The organism is Patiriisocius sp. 208BN25-11 (assembly GCF_058147145.1).
The window spans coordinates 80,048-97,470 of record NZ_JBYVJY010000013.1 but is presented as its reverse complement, the minus strand read 5'-3'; the positions used below and the strand labels follow the sequence as shown (position 1 = coordinate 97,470).

Genomic DNA, 17,423 nt, shown 5'->3' with positions numbered 1-17,423 from the left:
AAATATATTCATATCCATTATTTTAATCTAAAATACAAAATAATTATCAATTATGAGTGTTTACGGACAATCAAAAAGAAGTTTGATGTTTTTTATGAATACAATTTTATAGTGAATTTAAATACCTAACAATAGTTGCATGCTCATACTTCTTAGCATAATCTAAAGCTGTTTTTCCTTTATTGCTATATGTAGTATCTGCTCCTGCAACCACCAGTTTTTTACCATTTCTAAATGGCTATATTTTGGAGCATATCAAATCATTTTATTGCACCTGCTTTGGCACTTAATGTTAACAAACCATAAGAGGTCCCTTTAATAGTATAACAGTTGTTTAAGGCATCTTCTTGCAGCTCACTTTTAAGCGCTGAGGTACTATCATTTTTGATGGCTAAATACATGTCTTTTGTTAGTTCTTGTGCTAGCCTAGATACAGTTGTTGTTAAGAATGCGATGCATATGATCATTTTCGTTTTCATAATTAAATTTAAAAAAAATCTTTCCAACCTTATTTTTAGCTTCTGTATCTTTGATGCATGCTACCAAAAAAGCTTCAGGAGAAATTAAAAAATCGTATCAATGCTAATTCGTTGCGAACACTTGGAGTACCTAACAATCTCATCGACTTTTCTAGCAATGATTATCTGGGTTTTAGTACTTCAAAGAAAATATTTTCTAAGGCTTCGGAAATTTTAAAAAACCACAACCTTGAGGTTAATGGGGCAACAGGATCTCGATTATTATCTGGAAATCATTCCCTATATCAAGAAACTGAACAACAAATAGCAGCTTTTCATAAAACAGAAAGCGCACTCATTTTTAATAGTGGCTATGATGCTAATATAGGTTTCTTTGGCAGTGTTCCGCAACGAGGAGATGTTATTTTATACGATGCATTGTGCCACGCTTCCATTCGGGATGGAATAAAAATGAGCAACGCCAAAGCATATAAGTTCAGGCATAATAATTTAGTAGCAATTGAAGAATTGTTGTCCGTTCGAGCGCTCCCGAAACCTGTCGGGACGAGAACTATTGATTCTGAAATATATATTGTAACAGAATCCATCTTCTCCATGGATGGCGATCAACCAGATCTCAAGGCATTAGTTGCGCTTTGCAAAACCTACAAAGCACAGCTCATTATTGATGAAGCGCATGCATTGGGTGTATTTGGGAATCATGGAGAAGGACTTGTTCAAGAATTAGGACTAGCAGATCAAATTTTTGCTCGCATTGTTACCTTTGGTAAAGCACTAGGATGTCATGGAGCAGCAGTTCTTGGAAGTGATGCCTTAAAACAATACCTCGTAAATTTTTCAAGAAGCTTTATATATACTACAGGCTTACCACCGCATAGCATCGCCACCATACATGCGGCGTATGAGATATTAAAGGCTTCGAATAAATGTAGTATAGATTTAAAAAGTAATATTGCAATATTACAAAAAGAACTAACGACAACAGGATTGCGATCTCATTTTATTCCTAGTCAGTCTGCGATTCATAGTTGTGTGATAGGAGGCAATAACAACACCAAGAAAATTTCAGAAGCACTACAAAAACATGGCTTTGATGTAAAACCAATCCTCTCACCTACAGTCCCAAAAGGAGCGGAGCGTTTACGTATATGTATACATAGCTTCAATACAGAAGAGGAAATCATAAGTCTTATAAGAAGCCTAGAAAGTGAGTTTTAAACAATTTTCGTTAAAAGCAGACAATAATTCCCCTTTTGAAGAGCCTGTCCCGTTATTAAAACGGGAGGGATATGGGGATGTTTAGCTACATTTGTATTGATTTAAAAGGCCTTCGACTTCCGAAGTTTCGGGACAGGCTGACAATTTTTATTTTACATGAAAAACCAAACCTATTTCATCACAGGAATTTCTACAGAAGTTGGTAAAACTGTTGTTTCTGCTATCGTTACAGAAGCACTAGAAGCAGATTATTGGAAGCCAGTTCAAGCAGGAGAACTTGACCATAGTGATACACATAAAGTGCAACAGTTTGTTTCAAATTCACAAACGGTATTTCATCCATCTGCATTCAATCTGGAAACACCCATGAGTCCGCATGCCGCAGCAAGTATTGATGGAGTTACTATTTCAGCAAAAAAAATAGCACGTCCGAAGATAAGAAATAGGCTAGTGATAGAAGGCGCTGGCGGATTACTTGTTCCCCTTAACGACACCGAAACCATTATAGATCTCATACAGTCATTAGACAAAGTGATAGTGGTGTCTCGTCATTATTTAGGAAGTATTAATCACACCTTATTAACTATTGAAGCCTTAAAAGCAAGAAAATTAGATATAGCCGGTATTATTTTCAGTGGTGCTGAGCATCCAACCACAGAAGCTATCATCGCAAAAATGAGCGGCGTGCCTATCCTAGGTCGTATTGATGAAGAACCTTATTTTGATCAAAATGTGGTGAGTGAGTATGCGTCTCACTTAAAGGTTCGTCTCGAAGCTATAGACTAATAGCTTTAAGAAAAAGCCTTAAAAAGGAGTCAAGATTCAAGAACCAAGATTTTTTTGATGAAACAATTTGAAGATGTTTTCATTTGAAAATGGATAGGTAGAGAGAATCAAGAACCAAGAAAAAAAATCAAGATGTCTTGTCTCTTGGTTCCTCTCATAAAGTGTTTTAATTAAAGTAACAAAATAATTCCCCCTTTGAAGGGGGCTAGGGGGATGTTTAGCTACATTTGTATGAAACTAAAAAGCCTTCGACAGGCTCAGGCTGACAATGAAACTACACCAAAAAGATAAACAAAATATCTGGCACCCGCTTACCCAACACCAAACAGCAAGACCGCCTGTTGGCATTATAAAAGCAAAAGATGCACTTTTGTTTGATGAACATGGTAATGCCTATATTGATGGAATTGCATCATGGTACACCGCTATCTTTGGGCATTGCAATCCCCATATTATAGCTGCTATGACACAGCAAATGCAGGATTTAGATTTTGTCATGTTTAGTGGCTTTACACATGCGCCTGCAGTACGGCTTTCTGAAGCGTTGTTGGAGATACTTCCCAACAATCAGCAAAAGGTTTTTTTTAATGACAATGGATCTACCGCAGTGGAAGCAGCTATTAAAATGGCCATTCAATTTCATCACAACAAAGGTGATAAAAGAGATACCTTAATAGCCTTTGAAGATGGCTTTCATGGAGATACTTTTGCAGCGATGAGTGCTTCAGGAATTGCTTCGTACAATGCTCCTTTTGAAGATTTATTGCTCAGCGTAAAACGCATTCCAACACCTCAGACGGATAATTTAAACGAAGTACTTGAGAAGCTCCAAATTATCATCCAAGAAAATAACTGTGCAGCATTCATTTTTGAACCCTTGGTTCAAGGAGCAGCAGGAATGAAATTTCATGAAGCCAAAGGTTTGGATGCCTTACTAGCACTTTGTCAAGAACAGGATGTCATTTGTATTGCCGACGAAATCATGACTGGTTTTGGAAAAACAGGCACCAACTTTGCCGTTGAGCAATTAGAAAACAAACCCGACATTATGTGCTTGAGCAAAGCGCTCACTGCTGGGATGTTTCCATTAAGTATAACCAGTTGTTCCCAAGCTATTTTTGATGGCTTTTTAAGTGAAGAAGTGCACAAAGGCTTTTTTCATGCGCATACTTTTAGTGCACACCCCATTGGTTGCGCAGCTGCTATTGCAAGTATTGAATTATTAACTTCTTCGGAAATTTTAAAACAACGAGACTTTATTGCAAAAGCACATCAATCCTTCGCTACTAAAATTTCAGAAAATCCAGCTGTAAAGGAAGTACGTTGCAAAGGAGTTGTCTTAGCGATCGATTTGGCCATAACAATGGAACGATACGGAAATTTAAGAGACGAACTCTACCAATTTTTTATGGATCGAGGTGTCGCATTAAGACCTCTAGGAAATACAGTATATGTGTTACCACCGTACGTGATTACCGAAACAGAATTAAAAAAGATATACAGCACTCTTGAAGAAATGCTCGAAGTGTACCGTTAGTCAATGCGCTTTTTCTCTTCTTCCAGTAAATCAATCACAGTATCACTATTTGCTATAAAGACTTTCATGACTTGATAGGTCCAAGTATCCCCCACACCTTCACCTTCTACACGTATGCTTGCTTCTCCTTTTGGCCCTTTGATAGGAATGGTAAGCTCGGCTGTTTTTAGTCCGTTATCATAGTTAATACCACCACTGGTCATTCCATTTTCTTCAATGGGTTCACCAAGTATGGCGATAAGTTCTGGATTGTCTTTTACCTTTTTTAACGCATCGTTAAAGGCTGCGCTATCTTTCATAATAGAAGTGATTCCTACAAAAAGTGTCCCAGCAAAGGCAATGAAGAGAATAATCATGGTCAAGCAACCACCCACAGGTACTGCCCATTTCCAATTACGACTCCACCAGCTTTTTTGTACTGTATTTTCTTCCATTTCTTTGAGATTTTGCTGCCGTTACAAAAGTAAGAAGCGTTATTTTTGCTTAAAAATACAACATCTTGCAAGATCTTATTACTATTTCTTCTATTGCTTCGGTTTCTGCTCTTGGAAACACGCCACAACGTGTATGGGAGAGGTATCGCTCCAAACAACCTTTATTTGTGGAAGAAATAATGGGCGAGCAAGATTTTTTTGTTTCAAAAGCTACTGCCGAAATAGAACAAGAACTAAACGCATTACAGACAACAAACCCAAGTTATAAAAACCTAGACAGATCTGTTTTGTTAGCGATCTTGGTTTCAAAGAAAGCAGTTGAGGGTCTCACATTTCCGAAGAAAAACACAGGAATAAATATCGGTTCGTCACGAGGTGCAACATCTTTATTCGAGAAATACCATACTGCTTTTGCCGCAACAGGCAAGGTGTCTCCTTACACATCACCTACCACCACTTTGGGGAATATCTCATCATGGGTGGCACAAGAATTAGGGACCCACGGCATACAGATAGAGCAATCTGTAACTTGTTCTACAGCAATGCACGCCTTGTTAAACGGGATGGCTTGGTTACAAGCAGGAATGGCAGATACTTTTTTGGTAGGAGGGAGTGAGGCAGCATTAACGCCTTTTACCATCGCTCAAATGCAAGCCTTAAAGTTATACACACAGTCTAAAAATAAAATGGCTTGTGAGTCGATGCGTTTTCAGAAAACCAAAAACACCATGGTTTTGGGAGAAGGTGCAGCGGTAGCAGTGTTGGAAAAGGGAATTTCAGAAAACACCAAAGCCATTATTAAAGGATATGGGTTTGGTTCTGAAACATTAGCGCACAATAGTTCTATTAGTGAACATGCAACCTGTTTCCAGACCTCCATGAAGATGGCTTTAAAAAAAGCAGGTATCGATACGGTAGATGCTGTCGTGATGCACGCCCCAGGAACGGTAAAGGGCGATGTTGCAGAAAAGAATGCCATCGATGCAATTTTTGGAAAACAGTTGCCTTTACTCACCTCTAATAAATGGATGGTGGGTCACACTTTTGCTGCAAGCGGAATGCTAAGCATAGAGATGGCCATTCAGATGTTAACATATAATACATTTGTTGAGAATCCTTTCTTCGGAAATGCTAGACACCTGCCACCTGCGTTAAAAACAATACTAGTAAACGCAGTAGGGTTTGGGGGAAATGCCGTGAGTATTATTCTAAAAAAGCCTTAAAACGACAAAAAAAAATCCCTATTTTTGAATTATGATGGAGACAAAACACAATTGGACTAAAGAAGAAATTTTAGCAATTTATAACAAGCCTATGATGGAGCTTTTATACGAAGCTGCTACAGTACATAGAGCAAATCATAACCCAAATCAAGTACAGGTTTCTACCTTACTTTCTATTAAAACTGGCGGTTGTCCAGAAGATTGTGGCTATTGTCCGCAAGCTGCTAGATACCACACAGACATTGAAGGGAATGATTTAATGAGTGTGCAGCAGGTAAAAGCGCAGGCATTGAGAGCTAAATCTAGCGGAAGTTCACGTGTATGTATGGGAGCTGCTTGGCGAAATGTTAAAGACGGGCCAGAATTTGACAATGTATTAGAAATGGTACGTACCATCAACAAACTAGACATGGAAGTGTGTTGTACGTTGGGTATGATTACTGAAAACCAAGCACAACGTCTCGCTGAAGCTGGTTTATATGCCTATAACCACAACCTAGATACCAGTGAAGATTATTACAAAGATGTAATTTCTACTCGAGCTTTTCAAGATCGATTAGATACCATTGATAATGTTCGTAAAACCAATGTTACTGTGTGTAGTGGAGGTATTATTGGAATGGGAGAAGCCATTGAGGATAGAGCCGGAATGTTGGTTGCATTGGCGCATTTGAGTCCGCAACCAGAAAGTACACCTATCAATGCCTTAGTACCTGTAGAGGGAACTCCTATGGAAGAAATTGAACCTGTTTCTATATGGGAAATGATTCGTATGGTTGCTACGACGCGTATTGTCTTACCAAATACCCAAGTGCGTTTGTCTGCAGGAAGAACACAAATGTCTCGTGAAGGACAAGCCATGTGTTTCTTTGCAGGTGCCAATTCTATTTTTGCAGGAGATAAACTGTTAACGACACCTAATCCAGACGTAAATGAAGACATGAAAATGTTTGAGATGCTAGGCTTAGAACCCATGAAACCTTTTGTGAAAAAGGCACAACCTGAATCTGTAGAAGCACAATATTCTAAATACAAAGACCAAGGTGAAAAGCCAAAATGGACACGTCCAGATCATAAAATTGAGCGTAACGAAGAAGCAAAAGCCAAGGCTAAATTGTAATAAAACATGCTTCATTTTCATGATATTATGATTATTTTCGCAGCCGATTTAATTAAATATTGAAATGAAAAAATCACTAATACTTGTTTTTTTAAGCTTTTTTATTGCTTCTTGTGAGTCTGATGACGAAGGTGTTACATGCAATGCCCCAGTAAGCTTAAATGCCGAAATTTTTAATGAAAATGAAGCCTCATTATCTTGGGGTCAAACAAACGATGCATTTTCTATTTATAATGTGGAGTATGGTGTGTTAAACTTTACTGTTGGATCTGGAACCAAAATACAAACCGCAAATAATTTTGTGAATATATCTGGATTGCAGTTTGAGACCAATTATCAGTTTTATGTATCTGTTCGATGTACAGATGGTGCTACATCGGCACTAGCAGGACCCTACTCATTTACTACAGAAGCAGACAACTCTCAACCAGCTGGAAATGGAGATGACTGTAATGTGCCATTGTTCTTAGATGGTGATACATCATCGGTTCCGGGACGTGTGTTTGTGTATTGGGATACAAACTCAGAAACAGCTTGGAGAGTAGAATACGGACTTTCAGGATTTGATTTAGGAACAGGTACCGAGATTAATACTTCAGACACAGACATTACCGTTAGTAATTTACAATCGGGAGCGGCGTATGAGTTTTACGTACAAGCCAATTGCGGATCTGATGGGTTTAGCAATTTTGCAGGACCTTTAGTTTTGATCCCTAACTAAGCCATTTTTTTAAGAATTCTAATACCTTTGAATAACTAAAATTTCAGAAATTATGAAAAACCTTTTTACAGTAGTATTACTTTTATGTGCAACGATTGCCTTCTCACAAGCTTATTCTGGAGCAGGAGATATTAAGTTTGGTGTAGGTGCAAATATTCAAGCAGATGGTACTGGAATTGCAGCGACATTAGATTATGGATTAGGCGAAAACATCTCTGTAGGTGTCAAAGGAATTTATTTGTTAGGAGTTGAAGAATATTCCATGTTAACGCCAACTGTTTTTGGTCCATACGAAGACCCAAACTTTACAGACAGGTTTGATGTTCGTGCTCGTTTTAATGCGAACTTAAGTAATGTATTAAATATTTCTGAAAACTTTGATCTGTACCCTGGACTAGATTTAGGATTAAAAAACTTTGGTGCTCATACAGGAGTACGTTACTTCTTTACAAGTGGCTTTGGGGTGTTTGGTGAATTTAATTTACCTATTGCTAGGTATAAAGATGCTGATGATTACACAGTACCACAATCGTTGCGTAAAGAATTAAACAACCAATTTAATGTTACTATAGGAGCTTCGTTTAATATTTAAGCTCCCGAATTTTCTCGAAAATCATAGCAGATTCCCATCCGCGATATAGGAGGTAATCTGCTATTTTTTTGCGTTTTTTTTGAGCGTTTGTTTCTGTGCTAAGTTGTGCTACTCTTTTTTCAAATAAGGCCTCAAAGGTGTCGTAGTATTCGTTCTCAGGAATTTCTTTGAGGGCTAGTTTAAGGTTATATGCTGAAATTTTACGCATTTTAAGTTCTTGCGTAATTCTATTTTTACCCCACTTTTTTTGTCTAAATTTTCCTCGCGCAAAAGCTTGAGCAAACCTTGTTTCGTTTAAGAAATTGTGTTGTAATAAGTGCCCAATAATTTCATCAATAGCCTGCGGGATCATGCGCATTTCCCGTAGCTTTTTGGTCACATCTTGGTGACAACGCTCTTGATAGGCACAGTACTTTTCTAAGCGTCTTTTTGCTTCTTCTATGGTATATGTTTTGTGGGCGGTGTTCATTGTAAATATCAAAAATACAATTTAAATATAGTTGTTAGTTGGTAGGACGCAACTTCGTTGCTGGTAGGTGGTAGTAGACAATCTCCTAAAAGCGAAGCGTCCTACAAGTGCGAAGCACGTCCTATTAGCTACCACCTGATACTAAAAAACCCTCTTTCGCTAAAGCTCCAGAGGGTTATGGTTATTTAATCTTGTTACCACTTTTGTCAAAGAAGTGATATTCTAGATACGTGTAAGCATCTCTTGGTTGTATTTTCACCCATTTTTTATGCTCCATAAACCACTTATGGCGCATCGATGGAAAACCTTTGGTTAAAAAGGCTGCTATAAAAGGATGTGTACTTAAAGTCACATTTTTATAGTCTTTGTTGAAGAGTCTTTTTAACTCTTCGGTAATCTTTTGTACCACAACGATTGGCGCTTCTATCTCACCGTTTTCACCTCCAGGGGCATCTTCACGTGTTTTGATATTCATTTCTGGCCTAACGCGTTGGCGGGTAATTTGTATCAACCCAAATTTACTTGGGGGTAGTATTTTGTGTTTGGCTCTGTCATCTTTCATTTCTGTTCTAAGATGATCAAATAACTTTTTTCTATTGGCAGCGTTGCCCATGTCTATAAAGTCTATCACAATAATTCCTCCCATATCCCTTAAGCGTAATTGTCTTGCTACCTCACTGGCAGCAATCATATTTACTTCTAGGGCAGTATCTTCTTGGTTCTTGCTTTTGTTACTACGGTTACCACTGTTTACGTCTATAACGTGCATGGCTTCTGTGTGTTCAATCACCAAATAGGTTCCTTTGGTACCAGAAACGGTTCTACCAAAGCTAGTTTTTATTTGTCTCTCAATACCATGTTTTTCATACATAGGTACTTTCGAGTCATATAATTTAACGATACTTTCTTTACCAGGTGCAATTTCTTGCACGTAATCTTTTATTTGTAAATAGAGTGTTTCGTCGTCAATATGAATGGCCGAGAATTGATCGTTAAAAACGTCTCGTATCATAGAAGCTCCTCTATTTAACTCACTTAGCACCTTACTTGGGTGGTGCGCCCCTTGTAGCTTTTTGCACATCGCTGTCCAGCGATCTACTAGATTTTGTAAATCTTTATCCAGTTCTGCTACTTTTTTGCCTTCTGCTACAGTGCGTATAATAACGCCAAATCCTTTAGGTCTTATGCTTGTAATTAAGCGTTTTAACCTATCTTTTTCTTCACGACTTTCTATTTTTTGAGAAACAGAAATTCGATCTGAAAAAGGAACCAACACAATATAGCGGCCAGCTATGGATAGCTCACTGCTTATACGAGGTCCTTTTGTAGAAATGGGTTCTTTTACTACTTGTACCAGAATAGATTGATTGGATTTAATAGCATTGTTAATGCCTCCATTTTTATCAATCTCCTTTTCAAATGGGAAATCTTTTAAAGAATACTCTTTAAGTTTACCTGTGCTTACACGTTTTACAAACTTCAACAAAGAAGCTACTTTAGGTCCTAGATCGTGATAGTGTAAAAAACCATCTTTTTCATAACCAACATTGACAAATGCGGCGTTAAGACCTGGCACAGTTTTGCGAATTTTAGCGAGAAATACATCTCCAACTGCAAAATTGTTTGCCTCTTCTTCTTTGTTTAGCTCGATGAGTCTTCCATCTTTTAAAAGAGCAAAATCAACTTCTTGTGAACTGGATCTAATAAATAATTCGTAGTTCACGTTACATTAATTTATATCCGTTTTAGACAAAGGCACTATTGCCATTGCTTCCAACAGATGGATTAAACAATAATTGTCACAGGTTTTTTTGTACTTCTGAAATATTAGTTGCCTAAAATTTCAGAAAAACCCGTTGAAATACTAGCCTAAACAGGTAGTCGGTAGTACTAATATTTCATTTTCAAAGAACGAATCTATGTGGCATTATTGAAAACCACATAGCTACTTAAAAGAAAAAAGTAGTTTAGAACTACTTTTTCTTGTGACGGTTAGCGCGTCTTCTCTTCTTACGCTTATGCGTAGCTACCTTATGTCTTTTTCTTTTTTTACCACTTGGCATATTTGATAGTTTTATGGTGCCTCGCTGTGAAACGAGGCAATTAATATTATTTTACTTCAACGTTAGTTTTAACACCTTCAACAAATACTTTTGCCGGCTTAAATGCTGGAATGTTGTGTGCTGGTATTTTAATCGTAGTATTTTTTGAAATGTTACGACCTGTTTTTTCTGCTCTAGTCTTGATAATAAAGCTTCCAAAACCTCTAAGGTATACGTTATCTCCACTTTCTAATGAAGTTTTAACCTCGCTCATAAATGTTTCAACAGTAGCTTGAACATCTCCTTTTTCCATTCCTAGTTTCTCAGAAATTTTTGCTACGATATCTGCTTTCGTCATGTGTATCTTTTTTTTTAATGTAATTATTCAATTTTTTTCAAGAGCGCAAATATAACAATTTTAAAATCAATAAATCAAAACGTAATGCATTAAAATATAAATACATAAAAGCTACCTTTGTGATATGACAGAAACCTTGGATTTTTTTGCTAAAAAACTCATTGATTGGTACTTAGAGAATAAACGAGAGCTACCTTGGAGAGCGACCAAAAACCCGTATCACATTTGGTTGTCTGAGATTATTTTACAACAAACGCGAGTTGCACAAGGAACCCCCTATTATTTTGCTTTTACAGAGACATTTCCAGACGTAAAAGCACTGGCAAATGCACCCCAAGAACAAGTGTTAAAATTGTGGCAGGGCTTGGGCTATTATTCTCGTGCAAGAAATTTACATACTGCTGCAAAATATGTTGTATCAGCATGTGATGGAGTTTTTCCAGACACCCATAAAGGACTGTTGGTGCTAAAAGGAGTGGGCGATTATACTGCAAGTGCCATTGGGTCTATTTGTTTTGATTTACCTACAGCTGTTGTAGACGGGAATGTATACCGAGTATTGTCTCGCATCTTCGGGATTGCTACTCCTATTAATAGTACCCAAGGAATTAAAGAATTTAAAGCATTGGCGCAAGCACTTTTGGATGAAAGCAGACCAGGAACACACAACCAAGCAGTGATGGAATTTGGAGCACGGTATTGTGTGCCGCAAAATCCAGATTGTGGTGCTTGCATTTTCAATGATCGATGTGAAGCCTATAAAAATAAACAGGTAGGAGCACTTCCTGTGAAACTTAAAAAGTTAAAAGTAAAAAAGCGTTACTTTAATTATATCGTGATTCTTTCTGAAACAAATAAAACAGTTCTTCAGCAACGTACTCAAAAAGGAATTTGGCAGCAATTGTATGAGTTTCCATTGGTAGAAACCGAAAAGGAAGTAGCAATGGATGGGTTACGTAATGAGGCCTTGTTTGCTAACATTTCCGAAGAATACAACCTAAATGAGCTGACATTGTTTGAAGAAAAATCGGTGATTCATAAACTATCGCACCAACATTTACATACCCGTTTTTGGATTGCTACAACTAAAAACGAACTTAGTAATGGTGTTGCTATTGAAGCAATTCATGAGTTTGCGGTGCCAGTGTTGATAAGTAACTTTATTTCAAGCTTTGGCGGCTTCAATTAAATGGTTTTTTTGAGTATATTTATTTTGCAAAAGCTACCTTTGTAACTTTAAATTTCAGAAAAAATGAGCGGCACGTTAAATAAAGTAATGTTAATTGGACATACGGGTGATGAAGTAAAAATGCATTATTTTGAAGGAGGCAATAGTATTGGTCGTTTTCCTTTGGCAACCAATGAAACCTATACCAATCGTACTACTGGAGAGCGTGTAAATAACACCGAATGGCACAATATTGTAGTGCGAAATAAGGCTGCCGAAATATGTGAGAAATACCTTAAAAAAGGAGATAAAGTGTACATTGAAGGGCGTCTTAAAACCCGCAAATGGCAAGATGATAAAGGTATGGATCGTTACAGCACTGAAATTCAGTGCACAGATTTCACTTTTTTAACTCCGAAAACAGAAGGTGGTATGCCAACATCACCACAAATACAACAACAAACTTCGCAGCCAACTCAAGCGACAAGTCCGGCGCAACCACAACAACCGCAAGTAGAAGAGGATGATTTGCCCTTCTAATTAAACCAATACAGAACCCTGTGGATATAGAACCTCCTAGTCTTTTGTTTTTAACTCTTATGGATCTGACCCATAGTGTTAGTCTTGTTGTTTTACTTTTGTTATTACTCTGTTCTGCCCTTATTTCTGGAGCCGAAGTGGCTTTTTTTACCTTAACTCCAGCTGTCATAGAAGATGAAGAACAAAAAGGAGTCTCCAAAAAAATTAAGATTGTTTCTCAATTATTACAGAAACCAAAAAAGTTGTTAGCTACTATTTTAGTAGCCAATAATTTTATAAATATTGCCATTGTTCTTTTGTTTGATGCCTTAGGACAAGTTTGGTTTGCCGATTTAAATCAAGTGTATTTTGGGATTAACCTCCGGTTTGTTATTGAAGTAGGGGTAGTTACCTTTTTGATATTGTTATTTGGCGAGATTTTGCCTAAGATATATGCAAGTAGAAATAGTGTTCAGTTTGCATCGTTTATGGCATTTCCTTTAAAAGTATTAGATGTGCTCTTTGCTCCCTTAAGTATTCCTATGCGAGCAATTACTATTAAAATTCAAGAACGTTTTGGGAAACAGAAATCTAATATTTCTGTAGATCAATTGTCGCAAGCACTAGAGCTTACCGACGAAACAGATACAACAACTGAAGAACATAAAATCCTTCAAGGGATTGTGACTTTTGGAAATACAGATGCAAAACAGGTGATGAAGAATAGGATGGACATCTTTGCTTTAGCAGAAGACCTATCCTATAAAGAGATTTTACCCGTAATTATCGAAAAGGGATATTCAAGGATTCCAGTTTTTAAAGACAATGTAGATACTATAACGGGGATCTTGTATGTAAAAGATTTAATTCCGCATATAGAATGCAAGACCTTAGATTGGAATACCCTATTACGAGAACCTTATTTTGTGCCTGAGAATAAGAAACTTGACGATTTGCTCAATGAGTTCAAGAAAATGAAAATGCACTTAGCCATTGTGGTAGATGAATATGGAGGTACAAGTGGGCTCATTTCATTAGAAGATATCATTGAAGAAATTGTGGGTGATATTAGCGACGAGTTTGATGATGAAGACTTGGTGTTTTCGAAGCTCGATGAAAACAACTATGTGTTTGAAGGAAAGACACCTTTAAAAGATTTTTATAGAGTCATTGGCCTAGAGGATCCAGCAGTTTTTGAAGAACATAAAGGAGAAGCTGAGACGGTCGCGGGGTTTTTGTTAGAAATTTCAAAAGGATTTCCGAAGCAGCATGAAATACTAAGTTATCATAACTATTCGTTTACTATTGAAGCTTTCGAAAACAAACGTATAAAACAAATAAAACTATCGATACTTCCAGATCCTTCATGAGACTATTCATTCTTTTTTTGAGCTGTACGTTGTTGCTTGCCTGTAATGATGATGTGCTTATTAAGCCCAACGCAAAATTACGTCTTGATTATCCTGAGCCTGTCTATAAAAAATCGAATACGGATTGCGCGTATAACTTTGACATGAATCAAGAAGCTACCTCAATTCCTACCCGAAATTGTGGAACTAAAGTAAACTACCCAAAAATGAATGCTGCGGTATATATGACCTATCAAAAAGTGCAAAACAACAATTTAGATTCTTTGTTGTATGATGCTCAAAAGCTTGCGTATAATCACGATATCAAAGCGAACAGTATTCCAGAAAAGCTATTTGTAAATCCAGAACATAAGACCTACGGAATTTTTTACAGCATCAATGGTGATGCAGCATCTCAATCGCATTTTTACCTTACCGATAGTGTTCAAAATTTTATTACAGGTTCTCTGTATTTTAACGCCAAGCCCAACTTCGATTCTATTTATCCTGCTGTAGTGTACCTTCGAGAAGATATTATGCATCTTATGGAAACCTTGCAGTGGCAATAACGAATAACGAATTTCAAATGATGAATGACGAATGATCGATTAGATGATTTGAAGATGTGTTGATTTGAAAATGAATGAAATATCATGAATAATTTACGCTTGTTCCTAAGCTTTTGCGAAGGAATAAGTAGTCTAACAGCCAACGGCGGTCTTTTTGCCCTATCTTGATTCTCATTTCATAATTAAATCTCATCTTTGCAGCTTCTATGAAAAGCATCGATAAAAAGTGGTTGTATTTAATTGTTCTTTCCATTGTTTGGGGGAGTTCTTTTATCTTGATTAAAAAGTCATTAATTGGCTTAACACCGCTGCAGTTAGGAGCATTACGCACCTTATTTGCTGCTATTTTTTTGTTGTTAATTGGATTTCCGCATCTTAAAAAAATTAAAAAGCGCGAATGGAAATGGATCACCATATCTGCCTTTTTAGGAACGTTTATCCCTGCCTTTTTATTTGCTTTTGCAGAGACTGAAATTGATAGTGCCGTAGCGTCTATTTTAAACTCTACTACCCCTATAGTCACCTTAATTTTAGGAGCCTTATTGTTTAAAATTGTATTTACTCGAAATCAGTTATTAGGAGTCATTGTTGGTTTAGTTGGAAGTTTGTTGTTAATATGGAGTGGAGCAGATGTAAATCCGAATCATAATTATTGGTACAGCACACTAGTCTTGGCGGCCTCAGTTTGCTATGCATTAAACGTAAATATTATAAAAAGGTACCTACAGGAAATTCCCGCTATGGCTATTGCGGTAGGTAATTTTATTGTTTTGGTGATTCCAGCTTTTGTGGTGTTGCTGTTCTCTGGGTTTTTTCAAAAAGACTTTGTTGGAAATACCGAGTTGCATGTCTCTTTAGGATATTTGGTGTTGTTGTCTGTTGTAGGGACAGGTGTAGCCAAAGTAATGTTTAACAAATTGGTACAAATGAGTACTCCAGTATTTGCGACTTCGGTAACTTATACCATTCCTATTGTAGCCTTATTATGGGGTTTGCTTGATGGAGAACGCTTCACAATATACCAAGCAGGAGCAGCAGCTTTTATTTTGTTGGGTGTTTTATTGACGAATAAAAAGTAATAGTTGAATAATTTATTTTTTAACTTTCCGTCTAACAGCCGAAGGCGGTCTATCTTCTAGCAATGAGCAAAGCGAATGGTCTATCAGCCAACGGCGATCTTTAACCTTCTAGAAAACAAGCAAAATAACCTGCATAAATTGTTTGTTATTTTGTTAATAAACTTTATATTTGCACCCCTCTAAGGAGAACTATGTTCTGTTGTAAGGTATTAACCCTTATAAAACCTATAGAGAATAAAAACTAATTAATATTTTAAACGTTACGCTATGTACGCAATTGTAGAGATAGCAGGGCAGCAATTTAAAGTTGCAAAAGACCAAAAAGTCTTTGTAAACCGTTTAGCTTCTGATGAAGGATCAAAAGTTTCTTTTGATAATGTACTTCTAATAGGCGATGGAGACAAAGTAACTGTAGGCGCCCCGGCTATAGACGGAGCTCAAGTAGGAGCAAAAGTCTTACATCACCTAAAAGGTGATAAAGTTATTGTTTTCAAGAAAAAGAGAAGAAAAGGTTACCGTGTTAAAAATGGTCACCGTCAAGCTCTTACTGAAATCATTATTGAAAGTATTGTAGCTTCTGGAGCGAAGCCTGCTAAAAAAGCAGCGCCAGCTAAGAAAGCAGCAGCACCTAAAAAAGAAGCGCCTAAGGCAGCTGCTCCAAAAGCAGAAGCTAAAGCAGCACCAGCAAAGAAAGCAGCTCCTAAGAAAGCTACTGGAAAAGCTGATGATCTTAAAAAGATTGAAGGAATTGGACCTAAAATTGCATCTACATTAGTAGAGGCAGGTATCGCAACGTTTGCTGATTTAGCAAAAACAGATGCGTCTAAGATTTCTGAAATTATTGCAGGTGTTCGTGGAAATCACGTAACAGACACTTGGCCAGCACAAGCTAAAATGGCTGCAGATGGTAAGTGGGATGAATTAAAGAAATGGCAAGACGAATTAGATGGTGGTAAGGCTTAATAGCTGCATCTAATTTTAAGTTTAACTTATAAAACCTAGAAATTATGGCTCACAAAAAAGGAGTTGGTAGTTCGAAGAATGGTAGAGAATCAGAATCGAAACGTCTTGGCGTAAAGATTTTTGGTGGTCAAGCTGCCATTGCAGGAAACATCATTGTAAGACAAAGAGGTAATACACATCACCCAGGTGAGAATGTATACGGTGGAAAAGACCACACACTTCACGCTAAAGTGGATGGTGTTGTAAAATTCACTAAGAAAAAAGACAACAAATCATACGTAAGCATCGTGCCTTTCGCAGAAGCTTAATTGTCTTTACCTTATAAAATAGAAGCCCAGCAGGATATCTTGCTGGGCTTTTTGTGTTTACACTTTTAACCTATCTTTAGTATCTAAATACATCCATCATGAAAAAATATAGCTATCTATTTCCATTTTTTATCCTGTCTTTACTAATCACAACATACAGTGCAGCCCAACAAATCACTCAATACGATTTTCTTGAAGTTATTGTAGTTCAAAAAGCCAACAATAGAGGGAAAATAAAACGTATACGTGTAGAAGAGCAGCCTTCTCTAGAAGGCAAACAAATTACAATCGACGAGATAGAAGATATAAAAGGCACCTCGCAACTACTCAATTACATGAACCGAAATGACTGGGAGTTTGTGGAACGTCAGGCCATCGTTTCTGAAGAAAACGATCCGGTTTGGATGAGCTATATTTTTAGGAAACAGAAGTAATAAACGAATCACGCTGCTATTAAATACCAAAACCCTTGCTAGGTAAATAGCAAGG

The 17,423-nt window shown here is 37.1% G+C and carries 20 protein-coding genes; 15 read left to right on the top strand and 5 right to left on the bottom strand.

Annotated elements, in window-relative coordinates; all coding sequences use genetic code 11:
* Positions 1–260 precede the first annotated feature (260 nt).
* Positions 261–479, bottom strand: a complete 219-nt coding sequence (locus ACY2RS_RS13625; protein ID WP_490099223.1) for a hypothetical protein — start codon at positions 477–479, stop codon at positions 261–263.
* Between the two features lie 57 nt (positions 480–536).
* Here ACY2RS_RS13625 and ACY2RS_RS13620 point away from each other — a divergent pair, with 57 nt between their 5' ends.
* From ACY2RS_RS13620 to bioA, 3 genes are all read left to right on the top strand, one after another.
* Positions 537–1,697 (top strand): aminotransferase class I/II-fold pyridoxal phosphate-dependent enzyme, encoded by a 1,161-nt coding sequence (locus tag ACY2RS_RS13620; RefSeq protein WP_490099222.1) that lies wholly within the window; start codon positions 537–539, stop codon positions 1,695–1,697.
* A gap of 156 nt (positions 1,698–1,853) precedes the next feature.
* On the top strand, positions 1,854–2,483 hold the full coding sequence (bioD, locus tag ACY2RS_RS13615) for a dethiobiotin synthase (RefSeq protein WP_490099221.1): 630 nt from the start codon (positions 1,854–1,856) through the stop codon (positions 2,481–2,483).
* Positions 2,484–2,751: 268 nt separating this feature from the next.
* Positions 2,752–4,020 (top strand): adenosylmethionine--8-amino-7-oxononanoate transaminase, encoded by a 1,269-nt coding sequence (bioA, locus tag ACY2RS_RS13610; protein WP_490099220.1) that lies wholly within the window; start codon positions 2,752–2,754, stop codon positions 4,018–4,020.
* Here the strand turns inward: bioA and ACY2RS_RS13605 are convergent.
* The gene (locus ACY2RS_RS13605; RefSeq protein ID WP_490099219.1) at positions 4,017–4,454 is read right to left on the bottom strand and encodes a cytochrome c oxidase assembly factor Coa1 family protein; all 438 of its coding nucleotides are present in this window, start codon (positions 4,452–4,454) and stop codon (positions 4,017–4,019) included. The genes bioA and ACY2RS_RS13605 overlap by 4 nt on opposite strands.
* A gap of 65 nt (positions 4,455–4,519) precedes the next feature.
* On the opposite strand from ACY2RS_RS13605, the gene ACY2RS_RS13600 reads away from it, so the two are divergent.
* The 4 genes from ACY2RS_RS13600 to ACY2RS_RS13585 all read left to right on the top strand — a co-directional run bounded on the left by ACY2RS_RS13600 (position 4,520) and on the right by ACY2RS_RS13585 (position 8,110).
* A complete protein-coding gene (locus tag ACY2RS_RS13600) occupies positions 4,520–5,677 on the top strand; it encodes a beta-ketoacyl synthase N-terminal-like domain-containing protein (RefSeq protein WP_490099218.1) in 1,158 nt (385 codons plus the stop codon).
* 31 nt (positions 5,678–5,708) lie between these two features.
* On the top strand, positions 5,709–6,797 hold the full coding sequence (bioB, locus tag ACY2RS_RS13595) for a biotin synthase BioB (protein WP_490099217.1): 1,089 nt from the start codon (positions 5,709–5,711) through the stop codon (positions 6,795–6,797).
* Between the two features lie 64 nt (positions 6,798–6,861).
* On the top strand, positions 6,862–7,518 hold the full coding sequence (locus ACY2RS_RS13590) for a fibronectin type III domain-containing protein (protein WP_490099216.1): 657 nt from the start codon (positions 6,862–6,864) through the stop codon (positions 7,516–7,518).
* A gap of 52 nt (positions 7,519–7,570) precedes the next feature.
* Positions 7,571–8,110 carry a DUF6646 family protein gene (locus ACY2RS_RS13585; RefSeq protein WP_490099215.1) on the top strand — a complete coding sequence of 180 codons (540 nt, stop codon included), beginning with the start codon at positions 7,571–7,573 and terminating at the stop codon, positions 8,108–8,110.
* Here ACY2RS_RS13585 and ACY2RS_RS13580 read toward each other — a convergent pair.
* From ACY2RS_RS13580 to ACY2RS_RS13570, 3 genes are all read right to left on the bottom strand, one after another.
* The gene (locus ACY2RS_RS13580) at positions 8,100–8,579 is read right to left on the bottom strand and encodes a regulatory protein RecX (RefSeq protein ID WP_490099214.1); all 480 of its coding nucleotides are present in this window, start codon (positions 8,577–8,579) and stop codon (positions 8,100–8,102) included. The two genes, ACY2RS_RS13585 and ACY2RS_RS13580, sit on opposite strands and share 11 nt — an antisense overlap.
* A gap of 181 nt (positions 8,580–8,760) precedes the next feature.
* Positions 8,761–10,302 carry an Rne/Rng family ribonuclease gene (locus tag ACY2RS_RS13575; protein ID WP_490099213.1) on the bottom strand — a complete coding sequence of 514 codons (1,542 nt, stop codon included), beginning with the start codon at positions 10,300–10,302 and terminating at the stop codon, positions 8,761–8,763.
* Positions 10,303–10,688: 386 nt separating this feature from the next.
* Complete coding sequence (locus ACY2RS_RS13570) at positions 10,689–10,979, bottom strand: HU family DNA-binding protein (protein ID WP_490099212.1); 291 nt, start codon at positions 10,977–10,979, stop codon at positions 10,689–10,691.
* A 124-nt stretch (positions 10,980–11,103) separates the two neighbouring features.
* Between ACY2RS_RS13570 and mutY the strand changes: the two genes are divergently transcribed.
* The 8 genes from mutY to ACY2RS_RS13530 all read left to right on the top strand — a co-directional run bounded on the left by mutY (position 11,104) and on the right by ACY2RS_RS13530 (position 17,368).
* Entirely contained in the window at positions 11,104–12,168 is a 1,065-nt protein-coding gene (mutY, locus tag ACY2RS_RS13565; RefSeq protein ID WP_490099211.1) for an A/G-specific adenine glycosylase, read from the top strand.
* Positions 12,169–12,231: 63 nt separating this feature from the next.
* Entirely contained in the window at positions 12,232–12,687 is a 456-nt protein-coding gene (locus ACY2RS_RS13560; protein WP_490099210.1) for a single-stranded DNA-binding protein, read from the top strand.
* Between the two features lie 20 nt (positions 12,688–12,707).
* Positions 12,708–14,036 carry a gliding motility-associated protein GldE gene (locus ACY2RS_RS13555; RefSeq protein ID WP_490099209.1) on the top strand — a complete coding sequence of 443 codons (1,329 nt, stop codon included), beginning with the start codon at positions 12,708–12,710 and terminating at the stop codon, positions 14,034–14,036.
* On the top strand, positions 14,033–14,584 hold the full coding sequence (gene gldD / locus ACY2RS_RS13550; protein ID WP_490099208.1) for a gliding motility lipoprotein GldD: 552 nt from the start codon (positions 14,033–14,035) through the stop codon (positions 14,582–14,584). The genes ACY2RS_RS13555 and gldD overlap by 4 nt, the downstream gene beginning before the upstream one ends.
* Positions 14,585–14,790: 206 nt before the next feature.
* A complete protein-coding gene (locus ACY2RS_RS13545) occupies positions 14,791–15,663 on the top strand; it encodes a DMT family transporter (protein ID WP_490099207.1) in 873 nt (290 codons plus the stop codon).
* A gap of 267 nt (positions 15,664–15,930) precedes the next feature.
* Entirely contained in the window at positions 15,931–16,626 is a 696-nt protein-coding gene (gene rplU / locus ACY2RS_RS13540; RefSeq protein WP_490099206.1) for a 50S ribosomal protein L21, read from the top strand.
* A gap of 44 nt (positions 16,627–16,670) precedes the next feature.
* Positions 16,671–16,934: a 50S ribosomal protein L27 gene (gene rpmA / locus ACY2RS_RS13535; RefSeq protein WP_490099205.1), complete on the top strand. Its 264-nt coding sequence runs from the start codon at positions 16,671–16,673 to the stop codon at positions 16,932–16,934.
* A 98-nt stretch (positions 16,935–17,032) separates the two neighbouring features.
* A complete protein-coding gene (locus ACY2RS_RS13530) occupies positions 17,033–17,368 on the top strand; it encodes a hypothetical protein (RefSeq protein ID WP_490099204.1) in 336 nt (111 codons plus the stop codon).
* Positions 17,369–17,423 lie beyond the last annotated feature (55 nt).

Bases quoted from the DNA above. Each gene is read 5' to 3' on its own strand.
- ACY2RS_RS13545 (WP_490099207.1), top strand. From the start codon at position 14,791: ATGAAAAGCATCGATAAAAAGTGGTTGTATTTAATTGTTCTTTCCATT.
- bioD (WP_490099221.1), top strand. From the start codon at position 1,854: ATGAAAAACCAAACCTATTTCATCACAGGAATTTCTACAGAAGTTGGT.
- bioB (WP_490099217.1), top strand. From the start codon at position 5,709: ATGATGGAGACAAAACACAATTGGACTAAAGAAGAAATTTTAGCAATT.
- ACY2RS_RS13605 (WP_490099219.1), bottom strand. From the start codon at position 4,454: ATGGAAGAAAATACAGTACAAAAAAGCTGGTGGAGTCGTAATTGGAAA.
- ACY2RS_RS13625 (WP_490099223.1), bottom strand. From the start codon at position 479: ATGAAAACGAAAATGATCATATGCATCGCATTCTTAACAACAACTGTA.
- ACY2RS_RS13585 (WP_490099215.1), top strand. From the start codon at position 7,571: ATGAAAAACCTTTTTACAGTAGTATTACTTTTATGTGCAACGATTGCC.
- rplU (WP_490099206.1), top strand. From the start codon at position 15,931: ATGTACGCAATTGTAGAGATAGCAGGGCAGCAATTTAAAGTTGCAAAA.
- ACY2RS_RS13580 (WP_490099214.1), bottom strand. From the start codon at position 8,579: ATGAACACCGCCCACAAAACATATACCATAGAAGAAGCAAAAAGACGC.
- ACY2RS_RS13530 (WP_490099204.1), top strand. From the start codon at position 17,033: ATGAAAAAATATAGCTATCTATTTCCATTTTTTATCCTGTCTTTACTA.
- ACY2RS_RS13560 (WP_490099210.1), top strand. From the start codon at position 12,232: ATGAGCGGCACGTTAAATAAAGTAATGTTAATTGGACATACGGGTGAT.
- gldD (WP_490099208.1), top strand. From the start codon at position 14,033: ATGAGACTATTCATTCTTTTTTTGAGCTGTACGTTGTTGCTTGCCTGT.
- ACY2RS_RS13590 (WP_490099216.1), top strand. From the start codon at position 6,862: ATGAAAAAATCACTAATACTTGTTTTTTTAAGCTTTTTTATTGCTTCT.
- ACY2RS_RS13570 (WP_490099212.1), bottom strand. From the start codon at position 10,979: ATGACGAAAGCAGATATCGTAGCAAAAATTTCTGAGAAACTAGGAATG.
- rpmA (WP_490099205.1), top strand. From the start codon at position 16,671: ATGGCTCACAAAAAAGGAGTTGGTAGTTCGAAGAATGGTAGAGAATCA.
- mutY (WP_490099211.1), top strand. From the start codon at position 11,104: ATGACAGAAACCTTGGATTTTTTTGCTAAAAAACTCATTGATTGGTAC.
- bioA (WP_490099220.1), top strand. From the start codon at position 2,752: ATGAAACTACACCAAAAAGATAAACAAAATATCTGGCACCCGCTTACC.
- ACY2RS_RS13620 (WP_490099222.1), top strand. From the start codon at position 537: ATGCTACCAAAAAAGCTTCAGGAGAAATTAAAAAATCGTATCAATGCT.